This window comes from Microvirga sp. 2TAF3, from assembly GCF_052114965.1.
Classification (GTDB): Bacteria; Pseudomonadota; Alphaproteobacteria; order Rhizobiales; family Beijerinckiaceae; genus Microvirga.
Genome location: NZ_JBFRFT010000014.1, coordinates 80,407 through 93,788, shown reverse-complemented (window position 1 = coordinate 93,788; position 13,382 = coordinate 80,407). Strand labels below are relative to the sequence as shown.

15 protein-coding genes and 4 tRNA genes are annotated in these 13,382 nt (G+C 61.0%); 7 read left to right on the top strand and 12 right to left on the bottom strand.

Features of this window, described 5'->3' with window-relative positions; all coding sequences use genetic code 11:
- Positions 1–341: 341 nt before the first annotated feature.
- From AB4Y97_RS14695 to AB4Y97_RS14680, 4 genes are read right to left on the bottom strand one after another with little or no spacing between them, the layout of a single operon-like run.
- Positions 342–1,100: a hypothetical protein gene (locus AB4Y97_RS14695; protein ID WP_441999789.1), complete on the bottom strand. Its 759-nt coding sequence runs from the start codon at positions 1,098–1,100 to the stop codon at positions 342–344.
- An 18-nt stretch (positions 1,101–1,118) separates the two neighbouring features.
- On the bottom strand, positions 1,119–1,517 hold the full coding sequence (locus AB4Y97_RS14690; RefSeq protein ID WP_441999788.1) for a DUF3618 domain-containing protein: 399 nt from the start codon (positions 1,515–1,517) through the stop codon (positions 1,119–1,121).
- Positions 1,514–1,909, bottom strand: a complete 396-nt coding sequence (locus tag AB4Y97_RS14685) for a phage holin family protein (protein ID WP_441999787.1) — start codon at positions 1,907–1,909, stop codon at positions 1,514–1,516. Before AB4Y97_RS14685 ends, AB4Y97_RS14690 begins: the two co-directional genes overlap by 4 nt.
- Before the next feature lie 14 nt (positions 1,910–1,923).
- On the bottom strand, positions 1,924–2,457 hold the full coding sequence (locus AB4Y97_RS14680; protein WP_441999786.1) for a hypothetical protein: 534 nt from the start codon (positions 2,455–2,457) through the stop codon (positions 1,924–1,926).
- A 161-nt stretch (positions 2,458–2,618) separates the two neighbouring features.
- Here AB4Y97_RS14680 and AB4Y97_RS14675 point away from each other — a divergent pair, with 161 nt between their 5' ends.
- The 3 genes from AB4Y97_RS14675 to AB4Y97_RS14665 all read left to right on the top strand — a co-directional run bounded on the left by AB4Y97_RS14675 (position 2,619) and on the right by AB4Y97_RS14665 (position 5,218).
- Positions 2,619–3,611: a YihY/virulence factor BrkB family protein gene (locus AB4Y97_RS14675; protein ID WP_441999785.1), complete on the top strand. Its 993-nt coding sequence runs from the start codon at positions 2,619–2,621 to the stop codon at positions 3,609–3,611.
- A gap of 150 nt (positions 3,612–3,761) precedes the next feature.
- Positions 3,762–4,493, top strand: coding sequence for a LuxR family transcriptional regulator (locus AB4Y97_RS14670; protein WP_441999784.1), 732 nt, complete (start codon positions 3,762–3,764; stop codon positions 4,491–4,493).
- A gap of 83 nt (positions 4,494–4,576) precedes the next feature.
- Positions 4,577–5,218 carry an acyl-homoserine-lactone synthase gene (locus AB4Y97_RS14665; RefSeq protein WP_441999783.1) on the top strand — a complete coding sequence of 214 codons (642 nt, stop codon included), beginning with the start codon at positions 4,577–4,579 and terminating at the stop codon, positions 5,216–5,218.
- Between the two features lie 324 nt (positions 5,219–5,542).
- Here AB4Y97_RS14665 and AB4Y97_RS14660 read toward each other — a convergent pair whose 3' ends face one another.
- Positions 5,543–6,037 carry a YciE/YciF ferroxidase family protein gene (locus tag AB4Y97_RS14660; RefSeq protein ID WP_441999782.1) on the bottom strand — a complete coding sequence of 165 codons (495 nt, stop codon included), beginning with the start codon at positions 6,035–6,037 and terminating at the stop codon, positions 5,543–5,545.
- A 149-nt stretch (positions 6,038–6,186) separates the two neighbouring features.
- Here AB4Y97_RS14660 and AB4Y97_RS14655 point away from each other — a divergent pair, with 149 nt between their 5' ends.
- Positions 6,187–6,426, top strand: coding sequence for a YgaP-like transmembrane domain (locus AB4Y97_RS14655; RefSeq protein ID WP_441999781.1), 240 nt, complete (start codon positions 6,187–6,189; stop codon positions 6,424–6,426).
- 61 nt (positions 6,427–6,487) lie between these two features.
- On the opposite strand, the gene AB4Y97_RS14650 is transcribed toward AB4Y97_RS14655, so the two are convergent.
- The 7 genes from AB4Y97_RS14650 to AB4Y97_RS14620 all read right to left on the bottom strand — a co-directional run bounded on the left by AB4Y97_RS14650 (position 6,488) and on the right by AB4Y97_RS14620 (position 10,407).
- Complete coding sequence (locus tag AB4Y97_RS14650; RefSeq protein ID WP_441999780.1) at positions 6,488–6,754, bottom strand: GlsB/YeaQ/YmgE family stress response membrane protein; 267 nt, start codon at positions 6,752–6,754, stop codon at positions 6,488–6,490.
- Positions 6,755–6,917: 163 nt separating this feature from the next.
- Positions 6,918–6,994, bottom strand: a tRNA-Asp gene (locus AB4Y97_RS14645).
- An 11-nt stretch (positions 6,995–7,005) separates the two neighbouring features.
- Positions 7,006–7,080, bottom strand: a tRNA-Gly gene (locus AB4Y97_RS14640).
- Between the two features lie 23 nt (positions 7,081–7,103).
- Positions 7,104–7,179 (bottom strand) — tRNA-Ala (locus AB4Y97_RS14635).
- A 133-nt stretch (positions 7,180–7,312) separates the two neighbouring features.
- Positions 7,313–7,389: transfer RNA gene (locus AB4Y97_RS14630), tRNA-Arg, on the bottom strand.
- Between the two features lie 106 nt (positions 7,390–7,495).
- Positions 7,496–8,935, bottom strand: coding sequence for a sensor histidine kinase (locus AB4Y97_RS14625; RefSeq protein ID WP_441999779.1), 1,440 nt, complete (start codon positions 8,933–8,935; stop codon positions 7,496–7,498).
- An 8-nt stretch (positions 8,936–8,943) separates the two neighbouring features.
- Complete coding sequence (locus AB4Y97_RS14620) at positions 8,944–10,407, bottom strand: dihydrolipoyl dehydrogenase family protein (protein WP_441999778.1); 1,464 nt, start codon at positions 10,405–10,407, stop codon at positions 8,944–8,946.
- 477 nt (positions 10,408–10,884) lie between these two features.
- On the opposite strand from AB4Y97_RS14620, the gene rpmH reads away from it, so the two are divergent.
- From rpmH to yidC, 3 genes are read left to right on the top strand one after another with little or no spacing between them, the layout of a single operon-like run.
- Complete coding sequence (gene rpmH, locus AB4Y97_RS14615; RefSeq protein ID WP_027314822.1) at positions 10,885–11,019, top strand: 50S ribosomal protein L34; 135 nt, start codon at positions 10,885–10,887, stop codon at positions 11,017–11,019.
- Between the two features lie 21 nt (positions 11,020–11,040).
- Positions 11,041–11,487 (top strand): ribonuclease P protein component, encoded by a 447-nt coding sequence (rnpA, locus tag AB4Y97_RS14610; protein WP_441999777.1) that lies wholly within the window; start codon positions 11,041–11,043, stop codon positions 11,485–11,487.
- A complete protein-coding gene (gene yidC, locus AB4Y97_RS14605; RefSeq protein WP_441999776.1) occupies positions 11,480–13,327 on the top strand; it encodes a membrane protein insertase YidC in 1,848 nt (615 codons plus the stop codon). The genes rnpA and yidC overlap by 8 nt, the downstream gene beginning before the upstream one ends.
- Positions 13,328–13,382: the final 55 nt, after the last annotated feature.

Below are 13,382 nucleotides of genomic sequence, written 5' to 3'. Positions count from 1 at the left end.
GGAACGGACGGACAGTATCTAAGTTCCCTCGGTTCAAAGACGGATCGACGATTTGAGAGGTTATGATGAAGGCGCGGCTAATCCATTGGGGTAGTATTCTGTCCCCTCAGTGTCTTAGCCGGAACAGCGACTTGAAACTGTCACATCCTGTCCCTATCTAAGATCCAACCCGGCGACATGATCACCGCCGGATGCGGTCACGATGCCGAAATGATGACGCCGGATGTACGCGCATCATTTTCGCCGTGGCCGTTGCCGCTTCTAGGCCCTTCGACAAGTTCAGTTGAATAGGAAAAGCGCCGGCGTGAACCGGCGCTTTTCCTTTGTGATGTCCGTTATTGTCAGTGGGGATTCACATCCGGGCGGTTCTGCCGGAATTCGCTTTCATGCTTGCTGAAGCGAGGATCGTCGCCGTTGAAGGCTTCTTCCACATATTCGCGTCCGCGCTGCGTGGCATCGCGCGCATACCGAAGCCCCTGGTTGCGAACCTCATCCGCCAATTCGCCGAACGTTTCGTTCTCGCGACGGGTTCGCGGCAGCAATGCCCCCAGGAGAAGGCCGGCCGCCAAGCCGACGAGACCGACCACCATGGGATTTTCGGACACATAGCTCTGAACGCTGTTACGGGCGCGACCAAAGGTTTTCGCGGAACGCTCCCGCACCTGACCGAGCCGCTCCTGCTGATTCTGATAGCGATCCGAGGCCCAATGCGAAGCGCGCTCGTAGGTGTCCTGGGCCCAATCCGATGCATTTTCATAAGCCTCGCCGGCCTTTTCACGAGCCTGGCCAGCCGCCTCACGAACTCGTTCGCCCGCTTCGCTCGCCACCTGCTGAGCCTTGTCCGTCAAGCCTACATCTCGTGAAGACTGATCCTGCGGGCGATCACGATCGGTCGCTTGTCCGCCGTGGGGCTTAGACGTGTTCGAGGCGAGGGTAGAGCTCTGCGCGGATTTTGCACCTTCCTGGGCATGCGGCATGGGTGTTTCACCGACATTGCCCAGTGACGTTCCAGCCGAGATCTTTGCGCCGGAACCGCTCGCGGCACCGGAATTTTTCTGATCGGAGGGCGACTTGCCTGATTCATTCTTTTGATCGGCCATGAAAATCTCCTGTTGGATTCAGATGCGAATGTTCACGCCCCGCCGACGCTCCATGACGTCCTGCGGTGATTGCAAAGTCGATGCGCCGGGCTCATAGAGGCGAGGCTCTTCCGGGTAGGCCGGGATATCTTCGTCGGTCATCAGCCGCGTATGCGTCCGCGCTTTTGGCGTACGGCCGAGTCGATGGAGAAAAAGTCCAATTCCCGCAGCAACCAGCATGACCGGCACCGGATTTCGCCTGATGGTCGTGAGCACATTGTCGAAGACGGGCGCATAACGGCCATTGCGTGCTGTACCCAGTACATCGTCGATGACGCCGGAGATGGATAACTTGTCCTGCAGTTGGTCGATCGTGAGGTCGAGCTTCGCCCGGCTCTGCTCGATTTCTCTTTCCAGTTCCTCGATACTCTGCGTCATCCGGCAACCCTTTCGGACAGAACTTCAGCATCACGCTTGATAGAACGCACTGTCCTTCGCGGAGCGAGCGTGGAGGCAGACATGACATGCCGTCCATAGAGCCCCAGCCCGATGGCTATGACGGCCATGGTCCCTCCGACGATCAATGCGGCGAGAGCTTCCGATCCGACGATCGTGGCCAGCCATTTCACCAGCGAGGCAGTGAACAGCGTGATCGCAGCGATCGCGAAAATTGCCGCCACCACGATCATCGCAAGCCCCATGAACAACGTGCGGATGTTGTTCGACAGCTCCGTCCGGAAAAGCGCGAATTCTTTCTGAGCCAGATCGCCGCTCTCGCGAATGGCCTCGACGACGAGGCCTTGAATGGTCTGATGTCCATTACCCGACATGATCATGATCTCCGTCAGGTATCGCGTTGATCATGCGAATCCCTGTTGCGACGTGAAGATCCTTTGCTCGATTGGGATCGAGACGACGCATATTCCTCGTTGCGGAGATCCTCTGCGGTGCTCTTGATGAAGCGGGCCGCCAGGAAGCCGATCGCGACGGACACGGCCGCAACGGTCGCCGGGCGCTGGCGGGCAATATTCTCGATATCGTTGAAGATATCGGCGAAGCTGCGATCCCGGATCGTATCCGCCAGATGTTCCAAACCCTCGGCTGCGCTATCGACCACGGCCTGGATGTTGGGACGCTCCTCGAACGAGCGTGTCGAACCCCGTAAGGACGTGGCGAAATCGGCGACCGACTGCGCCACGTCGTTCTTGCGGCGGTCGGCGTAATCCGTCGCCTGCTCCCGGGCGGCATCGATGAAATGCCAGCTCTGCTCCATGGCTGCGTCCGCCATGCCGCCGACATCACTCCTCAATGCGTTCCAGTCGTCGTCCTCGCCATGCCGCCGGCGGTTGCTGTCACTGTCTTGCTGTCCCACGCCCATGGTCACCTCTTCCAATCGTGAGGGAGTAACCACTTCAAGCGCGGCGGGTTCCGCGTATGCCGACGCGGTTGCAGAACAAGGCCAGCAATCTTGGCTATATCCGCAACATCTGACCGGTCTCGGCGTTCATCCAGACGGATAAACTTAAGGAAAGGTCAGGAATGAACGACGCAGTTTCCAGCCGGGTGAACGAGCACAGGGCCCGGGAGAGCGGTCGGGGGCGCAGCGCCGAGAAACCACAGCATATTCCCTGGCTAGGCTGGAAGGACATTCTCTACCGGCTCAAAGACGAGATCTCGCAGGATCGCGTCGGCACGATCGCGGCGGGAACTACGTTCTTCATCCTGCTGGCTCTTTTCCCGGCTCTCACCGCCCTCGTTTCCCTTTATGGACTCGTCGCCGATCCGGTGACCATCGGCGAGCATCTGGCCGATATGCAAGGGTATGTTCCGGCAGCGATGATCGATCTGATCGGGGGAGAGCTTCAACGCCTGATCAGCAACCGGGCCGGCACCCTCGGCCTGAGCTTCGTCGGCGGCGTCCTGCTGGCGCTGTGGAGCGCCAATAGCGGTATGAGAGCGCTCTTCGACGCTCTCAACGTGGCCTATGACGAGACGGAGAAGCGGGGCTTTCTCAAGCTCCTGCTGATCTCGTTCAGCTTCACTTTCGGAGCCATCGTTTTCTTCATCCTGCTGATCAACGTAGTCGTCGGCATCCCGTTGATCGTGCGGTTCATCAATCTCGGTCCGCTGGGCGATCTTCTCGTGACCCTGCTTCCGGCCGCGCTGATGTTCGGCGTCGCCCTCCTCGGGCTGGCAGTGCTCTACCGATACGGTCCGAGCCGCACCTTTGCGAGATGGCGCTGGGTCACGCCAGGTTCGCTCGTTGCCTCCGTGGTCTGGTTGATTTTTTCAATCCTGTTCTCCTGGTATCTGTCGAGCTGGGCCGATTACTCGGCGACCTATGGCTCGCTGGGCGCCATCATCGGCGTCATGATGTGGATCTACCTGTCCCTCTGGGTCGTCCTCGTCGGGGCGGAACTCAATGCCGAAATCGAGCACCAGACCGCCCAGGATACGACGATTGGTCCGGACAAGCCGCTGGGTGTGCGTGGCGCCACCATGGCCGACGATGTCGGCGAGGCGAGAGCCTGAAAGCCAGGGAGCGGCCCTCAACGCGCGGAGGCCAGCCAATCGACCAGATCTGCCCCGGGCAGCATAGCGAGAAGCTATCGAATTTCAAAACATGAAGTTGCAATGTTGGAAACTGCATCCGATAATTGCAAAGCTTGAGGGGAGACTCCCGTGACCGATGGCTATTTCAATCACGCGAAAGAGGCTTTCGTCTTCATCGAGAGTCTCGACCGGCTAACAACGCCGCAGGGCGTAATCGATGCCATGGAGCGGTCGTTTACCCTGTTCGGGTTCGAAAACTTCATCATGACCGGCTTGCCTCATCCGGAGCAGCGGATCGAGGGGCTCGTCCTTCTGAAGAAATGGCCCGTCGAGTGGTACCAGCTCTATATCCGAAGGAATTACGACCGGAACGACCCCGTCATCCGTCTCTGCCGCCAGACCGTCCAGCCTTTCGAATGGGCAGAGGCCCCCTACGACGCCGAGATCCAGCCTCGTGCGGCCGAGGTCATGAACGGAGCAAGCGAATTCGGGATGCAGGAGGGCTATTGCCTGCCCGTCCACGGCCTGAGCGGCTACGAGGCCTGCCTGTCCATGAGCGGCCGGCATCTCGATCTGACATCCCGGACGAAGCCGGCCATCCACCTCATGGCCATGTATGCCTTCGAGCGCGTGCGGCAAATCCTGTCCCCTCCGATCCGCACCAACCCCCTCACGGCCCGCGAACAGGAAACGCTGCGCTGGGCGGCAGTCGGCAAGTCGGCCTTGGATACGAGCGAAATCCTGGGCGTGACGGAGAGAACGATCACAGCCCATATCGCCAGTGCCTGCCAAAAGCTGAACGCCACCAACAAAACCCATGCAGTCGCCCGGGCGCTCCAGCATCGCCTCATTCAGATCTGACGTTGGGGCACCTGTAATTTCTTACAATATGCAATCGGTACTTGCCGTGGACATTGCTCTCCGGGTCATCGGAGAGCAATGGTATGACAGCGATCCACGTCATCACTGCTGAAAACAGATCTTCATATAGCAGTGTCCTCGAAGTCTATCATCGCACCAGGCATGACGTCTTCGTCAGAGAGCGGGGATGGCGTGCTTTGGAGCGCACCGACGGCCGCGATGTCGACGATTACGACAACGGCAACGCCACTTACCTGCTTGCCCTCGACGGAGAGAAGCTGGTGGGGGGCCTGAGGCTCTACCCGACGCTCCTTCCTCATATGATCAGCGAAGCATTCCCTCACCTCGTGCGCGGACGAATTCCTCGCGGCACGAGTATCCTCGAATGCACGCGCTATTTCGTCGTCAAGGAGCGGCGGACCGGGCGGACTGATTGCCGCCTGCTGGCAGCGTTCCAGGAGTTCTGCCTGGATGAAGGCGTCACGGAAGTCACGGCGGTCGTCGAGATGTGGTGGTTGCCGCGCTGGCAGCAGGCGGGGTTCAAGGTCAGACCTCTGGGGCTTCCCATGACGATCGAAGGGCAACCCTGTCTGGCCGCTGCGATCGAGATCTCACCGCATAGCCTCGGCCATATCCGCCGGCTGGCCGGACTTCGCAGTTCCTGCCTCGTGCGCCGACGCGCCCTTTCCCCCATTCTCCGCCAGGTGCCCCGTGCAGCAGCATAATGATCGAGCCTTCGGATCCTCCCTGCAGGAAGAAGTGGTGGACGCGATGAGCGACAGGATGGCTCAGATCATCGTGAAGCTCCCGCCAATTACGCGACTGCGGTTTCTGGCCTTCCTCCATCTTCTGGAAAGGCCTGAATCGGTAAAGGCCTGCCTCGATGTCGAGCCTACGGGAAACCTGCGGCTACTCTTGAGCACGGCCGTTTTTTCGGTCGAGAGCCCAAAACATTGAAGCCCGCTTCCAAGCGAGCGGGCTTCAAAGGGTTCGTGCCGGATGAGGCGTGAAAGTAAGGCATCAAAGATTGTGGGACAGCGGCAAAGACCTCACGCAGCCTTGGTATTGATGCGCGCCTCGGCCATCTGGGTCAGCAGCTTGTCCGTCTTCCTCTCTTCCTGGAGATTCTGGTCGAGGAGCTTTGCCGCATCCGGCATGCCGAGTTCGGAGGCCCAGGTCTTCAGGGTTCCATAGCGGGTAATCTCGTAATGCTCGACCGCCTGAGCGGCGGCAAGAATCCCAGCATCGAGAGCCTCGCTCTCTGCGAAGTCTTCCATGACTTCCTTGCCTTCCTCGATGATACCGTTGATCGCTTCACATTGTACGCCACGCGCCTGCTTGCCGAGGATCTTGAACACCTCTTCCAGGCGCTCGATCTGCCCTTCCGTCTCTTCGCGATGGGTCTCGAAAGCCTTTTTCAGCTCCTCGGATTCGGCGGCCTTGGCCATCTTGGGTAGAGCCTTCAGAATCTGTTTTTCCGCGTAATAGACATCCTTCAAGGTGTGAAGGAACAGGTCGTTGAGGGTTTTTTCCTTGCCCGGCATTTTCACGACTCCTTGCTGTTGAGCGTGGACTCAACGACGGCCAAGGTGACTGGTTCCACGCGATTTGGAGGCTCTTCCAGAACTCGTTAGGGCTTGTAACAACAGCGGCAAGCGTTGCGTTCGGGGTAGGCATTTCAAGGAGAACAAACGTGGCGAATGCGACTTCAGGCGAACAGAATCTCACGACCATGGAGCGCGCAGCCTATATCGTGGCAGGGCTAGGGCTGGCGGCGGCGGGCGCGAAGCCTCGCCCCAATCCTTTGTTGAATGTCATCGCGCTTCTGGGCGGCTCCTATCTCGCCTGGCGGGGCTATACCGGCAATTGCCCTATCAAAGCCGCCCTCTTCGGGCCGAATGAATCGACCCGGCGCATCAGCCGGCACGATTAAAAGCATAAGGCCCGCAAGACATCTTGCGGGCCTTATGTCGATGGAAGCCGAAACACCTGCCTCAATAGGTCGAGGTGGTGCTGCGTCCTGCGATCAGGCCCCAGATGAACAGCACGATGACGGCTCCGACGATGGCGCCGATGAAGCCTGCGCCCTCGCCCGCCCGATACCAGCCGATTGCCTGCCCGAGATAAGTTGCCACAAAGGCTCCGATGATGCCGAGGATGGTGGTGAGGATGAAGCCGGAGGGCTCATTCCTCCCAGGCATGATCAGCTTGGCGATGACGCCGGCGACGAAACCGATGATGATGGTCCAGATAATGCTCATGAGATGTTTCCCGTGTCCGGTAGTTCACAGGAAACGCGCTTGAGTGGCTAAGGTTGCGCGACGGGACGACCGAACTGAAGCAATGCGGGCAGCCCCGGACCTAGCGGCAGTGGATGGCTTGCCGGGAGGAGTGGCCGAAAGCCGGTTTTTGGCCTTATCGGGATGGCGCGGGCGACGGGGCTCGAACCCGCGACCTCCGGCGTGACAGGCCGGCACTCTAACCGTCTGAGCTACGCCCGCGTATCGATGTTTGGAGCGGGCGAAGGGATTCGAACCCTCGACCCCAACCTTGGCAAGGTTGTGCTCTACCCCTGAGCTACACCCGCACGCTCCGAATGTCCGACCGGATTGGTGGAGCCAGGCGGAATCGAACCGCCGACCTCTTGAATGCCATTCAAGCGCTCTCCCAACTGAGCTATGGCCCCAATCCTGGCAAGACAAAGTCTTCTACCTTGAAGCCCTGCTCTTACGGCGAAGCTTCGAGGCATCGTCTCCCGCGCGCTTATCAAGAACATCCCTGAAAGCGTTGAGATCCCGAACGAATATAGTCTTAAAGAATGGCGCGCCCGAAAGGATTCGAACCTCTGACCCCCAGATTCGTAGTCTGGTGCTCTATCCAGCTGAGCTACGGGCGCTTACTCGGCAGTTGCTTGTGGGGAGCAACGTCGTCCGGAGGCGGCTGACTTAAAGGGTTCCGACGGGGTTGGCAAGCCTCTTTCTGAATAAGCTGTGCCGTGAAACTCAAATTATTTCCCGCGGGTCCTGCCGATCGGGAATCGTCACCCGGAAACATGTGCCGGTGTTACTCTCATCGAGCGTAATCGTGCCGCCATGGAGCTGCACCAGCTCCGCCGTGATCGTGAGGCCCAAACCCGTCCCGCCCTTCTGGATCGAGCCCTGGAAAGGCGTGAAAAGTCCGGCCCGGAGACGTTCGGGAATACCTGGGCCATTATCCTTGATCTGAATCATGACCGATTTTCCTTCGCGTTTCGCCGCCACCGCGATTCGCGGCGTCCCCTCGAAGGATCCGGCCCGGCTCAAGGCCTGGACCGCGTTGCGGACGAGGTTCACCAGAATCCGCGACAGCTGATCCGGATCGGCATCGACCATCAGATCTACCGGCACCTGCGACTCGAAGGCGATACCGCGCTCGGGCGCGAGATCCGTCAGATTGGCAAGATCGGCGACGAGGGGCGCCAGGGGGATCAGCCGGCGCTGCGGCAGACGCTCCGTTGCCCGCCCGTAAGACAGGGTGGCCTCGCAAAAGGAGATGGCGCGGTCGAGCGTCGCCACGAGGCGTGGCGCGATACGCTGGACGCGCTCGTCGCTCACCCGGTCCAGGCGATCCGTGAGCAAATGCGCCGTGGTCAGCATATTGCGCAGCTCATGATTGATCTTGCTGACGGCAAGCCCGAGCTCCGCCAACCGGCGCTTCTGGCGCAGCTCCTCCGCAAGCGCCGTCTCCATCTGCGCCAGGGCCTGCTCGGCCATGCCGATCTCGTCCGCACGAGCCGTCGGCTGAATGACTCGGGAGGCATCCTCCGGATTGCCGGAAAACTTGGTGATATTGCCGGTCAGCCGCCGCACGGGACGCACGATCACCCATTGCAGCGCCAGATAGACGAGGCCGGCGGTCAGGGCGGAAATGAAAAGGGAAACCAGCAGGATGTTGCGCGAGAAAACCAGCATGGCGTTGCGCAGCGGATTCGGATCGAGCAGCAATTCGACGAAGTCCACCCCCATTCCGGAACCGATGACCCGGATGGGATGGCTCGTGGGGTTGAACAGGAGATCGAAAGCATCCCGGATGCCGTCGATCCATGTGACGTTTCGCAGATCGACCGTCCTGCCGACTTCGGACGGCATGTCGCCAGCCGCGAGCAGGCTCCGCCGTCCGCCGCCGCGGATCGCGATGGCCTTGGCGCCGACGCCGGACAGGACGCGCATTTCCAGATCGCCGGAAGGGGGCTGATCCGGCGTGGCATCGAGGACGAGCGCCGCGATCTGCGCGGCAGCAAGCCGGTCGTTCAGCCAGGTCAGGCGGAAATTGGCGACGGAGGGCACATAGATCAGCACCTCCGCGATCATCACGAAAAGGAGTGTCAGAAGGAGCAGCCGCGCGGAGAGCCCGAAATGCTTCAGGAGGCGCCCCGTCAGAAAATGCGGCTGCTCAGCGCTCATCCAAGATCTTACCCCAAACGGCTGACGAACCCGACCAGCCGCCTCACCCACGGATTCTGCGCCGTCGGCTTCAAAAATTCCACCGCAGCGCTTTTAGTCGCTTCCGACAGGGTCGGGTAGGGATAAACAAGTCCCGCCAGATCCGAAATTTTCAGCTCCTTCGCCATGGCGAGATTCCAGGGCATGATCAGCTCGCCGGCCCGGGCACCCACGATGGTGCAGCCCAGCACCTTTCCATGAGACGTGACGATGGCTTTCACATGGCCCGTCGTGCTGCGTTCGGCACGGGCGCGGTCATTGTCGGCGAAGGACCAGCGCAGAATGCGGAGCGCGGAATGCTTCGCCCGGGCCTCCTCCTCCGTCAGTCCGATAGCGGCAAGCTCCGGATCGCTATAGGTTACGCGGGGGATCGGCGTGGAGCCGAGCCGGGCGGGCAGCTGGAACAGGGCGTTGCGGATCACGAGACCGGCATGGTGATTCGCCACATGGGTAAAGCGCCCGCCTGCCCCGCTGGCGCAATCGCCGATGGCATAGACCTTCGCGTTTGTGGTCTTCAAACCCTGATTGACCTTGATGCCAGAAGCGTCGGCGTCGATCCGGGCCGAATCCAAACCCAAACCTTCGATCGCGGGGTGGCGGCCGGCCGCCACGAACAGGTGACTTCCCTCCAGCGTTTCATTGCCCTCGCCTTCAAGGATGACGGCGACTTGCCCCCCTGCCCGGCGCTCGATCCGCGCGATGGCGGTGCCGATCCTGAAATCGACGCCCTCCCCGCGCAGAGCCCGCTCCACGACGGCGGCCATCTCCGGATCCTCCTGGGCCAAAATACGCTCTCCCGCCTCGAGCACGGTTACCCGGACACCGAGGCGCCGATAGGCCTGGGCTATTTCGATGCCTGTCGCGCCGCCGCCAATCACTACGAGATGCTCCGGCTTTTCCGCCAGATTAAAAAGCGTCTCGTTGGTGAGGTAGGAAACTCCTTCGAGGCCAGGAATATCCGGGATCATCGGCCGTGAGCCGGTGGCTAGGACGAATCGGCGCGCCTTGATGGTTTGCCCCCCTGCCACCACCGTCGCCGCATCGGTAAACCGGGCCTCGTCTGTGATGACCCGCACGCCCATGGCCCTGTAGCGGTCAAGGGAATCCATCGGCGCAATGGAGGCGATGACATCCCTTACATGTGCCCTGACCCGGGCGAAGTCGATCTCGGGCTCTTCGCCCGAACCGACGCCGAAGCTTTTGGCATGACGCAGGGCATGGGCCCGGTTGGCTGCCGCGATCAGCGCCTTCGAGGGGACGCACCCCACGTTGAGGCACTCCCCTCCCAGCTTGGCCTTCTCGATCAGCACGACCGAGGAGCCGAGCGACACGGCGATGGAGGCGGCCGACATTCCCGCGGCGCCCGCTCCGATGACGCAGAGATCGGGCTTGAGCACTTCGCTCTTCGAGACGGATTCGTTCGATTTATTCACGCTCGCTCCTCTTTGCGCCATTGCCGGACCAGGATGGGGGCGAGCGCCAGGATACCGAGGATGGCGAGATTCCCGAAACCCAAGGTGCGATGGAGGCCCGTGGCGAAAAAAGCACTCAGAGCGAGAAGAACGATCGCCGGGGGCAGGTAGCGCCAAAGGCTGCGCGGCGTCCCATCCCCTTAGAACCATTGCTCTTTCGCCGCCACATTGCCTCCTCTATGACTGAGTCCTCTCATGTAGAGCCGGAACAAGCTAGGCCCAGGCGACCGTCACTTCCTCGTGAGAGTGGCCTCCGGTATGCCTAAATGCCAGAGCGGCGTTGACTTTAGCCGTCCCTTCCGCCATAAGCCCGCAAGCTGACAGCGCTCAATTTGGGCGCTGATCGTTTTTTCGAGACAGTTTCGGGGTTTGGCCCCAGTAAATCCAGACGGGCGCGAGCCATCGAGCACCGCTGCCCCATTCGACCGGAGATGAGCCGTGAAAAGGACGTATCAACCGAGCAAGCTCGTTCGCAAGCGCCGCCATGGCTTCCGTGCGCGCATGGCGACCAAGGGTGGCCGGAAGGTCATTGCCGCTCGTCGCGCCCATGGCCGCAAGCGCCTCTCGGCGTAATTCGGCGTTAAGGGCGACCCGGTGCGCGACTCTCGCGCAGGCTTGATCGGGCGCCTGACGAAACGACCTGACTTCGTTGCGGCGGCCTCTGGCCGCCGCTTTCATACGGAGCGGATGACGGTCCAGGGCCGTCTGCGTGGCAGTCAGGACAGCAGCCAACAGGATTCCGGCCTGCGGATCGGCCTCACGGTCACCAAGCGGGTCGGGCACGCCACCGAACGAAACCGGATCAAACGGCGGCTCCGGACGATCTGCCAGAAGGCAGGTCTGGACTACGCGACTATCAATGCCGATATCGTGGTGATCGGACGGCGCGACATCCTGACGGCTGACTATGACGTGCTCATCGACGATCTTCGGCGGGCGCTTCGGGTCGTAACCAAGCCGAGAAGCGCGCGGACCGAGGACCGTCCTAACCCCTCCTCACCTCCCAACAACGGCGAGCGTCGCGGACATTCCCATGCGTAACGAAAACAAAAACCTCATCGTCGCCATCGTGCTGTCGATGGCGGTTTTGATCGGCTGGCAGTATTTCTTCGCGGCGCCGGAGGCTGAAAAGCACCGTCAGGCCGCTCAAACCGCCGCCCAGCAATCCGCGCAAGTCAATCCTGGCGCACCGACTCCAAGCCAGGCCGGCGGCCCGGCCGCTCCTGTTCCAGGCACGGTCCCGAGCACGCCTTCCGCTCCGGTCGTCGAATCGCGCGAGGCGGCCTTGGCCCGCTCGCCGCGCGTGGCCATCGACACCCCTGCCATCGCGGGCTCGATCAACCTGCGCGGTGGCCGCGTCGACGACGTTTCGCTGAAGACCTACCACGAGACGGTCGATCCCAAGAGCCCGAACATCGTGCTCCTGTCGCCCTCGGGCAGCCAGAATCCCTATTATGCCGAGTTCGGCTGGGTCGGCACGCAGCCCGATGCGCTGCCCGGACCCAACACGGTCTGGACCGCCGACAAGAACACCCTCACGCCCTCGAGCCCCGTGACCCTGACGTGGGACAACGGCAAGGGTCAGGTCTTCCACCGCGCCATCTCCGTGGACGACAAGTTCATGTTCACGGTCAAGGATTCGGTCGAGAACCGTGGTTCGGCGCCCATGACGCTACATCCCTATGGCCTCGTTTCCCGCCACGGCAGGCCGACGACGCTCGGCTACTACGTGCTCCACGAAGGCCTGATCGGCGTTCTCGGCGACCAGGGCCTTCAGGAATACACCTACGCCAAGCTCGACAAGGAAAGCCCGGTTCCGGGCCAGAACACGATCGGCAAGGTGTGGGACAACGTGGCCGGTGGCTTCCTCGGCATCACCGACAAGTATTGGGCCGCGGCGGTCGTTCCGGATCAGGCGCAGGCCTATCAGGGCTCGTTCACCGTGCGCCAGGATCCGAACGGGCCGACCTATCAGGCCAATATGCTCGGCACCGCGCAGACGTTGCAGCCGGGCGGCACGACCGAAGTGACGCAACGCCTGTTCGCGGGTGCTAAGGAAGTCGCGGTCGTTGATGGCTATCATAGCTCGCTTGGCATCAAGAACTTCGATCTCCTGATCGATTGGGGCTGGTTCTACTTCATCACCAAGCCGCTCTTTAAGGTGCTCGACTTCTTCTACAAACTCTTCGGCAATTTCGGTGTCGCGATCCTGCTCGTCACCGTCATCCTGAAACTCTTCTTCTTCCCGCTCGCCAGCAAATCCTACGCCTCCATGGCGAAGATGAAGGCGGTGCAGCCGGAAATGGCTGCGATCCGCGAGCGCTTCGCCGACGACAAGGTGAAGCAGCAGCAGGCGCTGATGGAGCTCTACAAGAAGGAGAAGATCAATCCGGTCGCCGGCTGCTGGCCGGTAGTGATCCAGATCCCGGTCTTCTTCGCGCTCTATAAGGTGCTCTTCGTCACCATCGAAATGCGCCATGCGCCGTTCTTCGGCTGGATCCGCGACCTTGCGGCCCCGGATCCGACCTCGGTCTTCAACCTGTTCGGCCTGCTGCCCTACAACCCGGGCACGGTGCCGGTGATCGGCCACTTCTTGCTGCTCGGCGCCTGGCCGCTCATCATGGGTGTGACCATGTGGCTGCAAATGAAGATGAATCCGGAGCCGCCGGATCCGGTCCAGAAGCAGGTCTTCTCGTGGATGCCGGTCATCTTCACCTTCATGCTCGGCTCGTTCCCGGCTGGTCTCGTGATCTACTGGGCCTGGAACAACCTGCTCTCCGTGACCCAGCAGGCCTTCATCATGAGGCGCAATGGCGTGAAGATCGAACTCTGGGACAACCTGCGCAATACTTTCAGCAAGAAGAGCCCTGCGAAGGGCTGAGTTCAGGAAAAATCAGCAAGGAAAATCCTCGGGCCCGTCCCGGGGATTTTCGTTT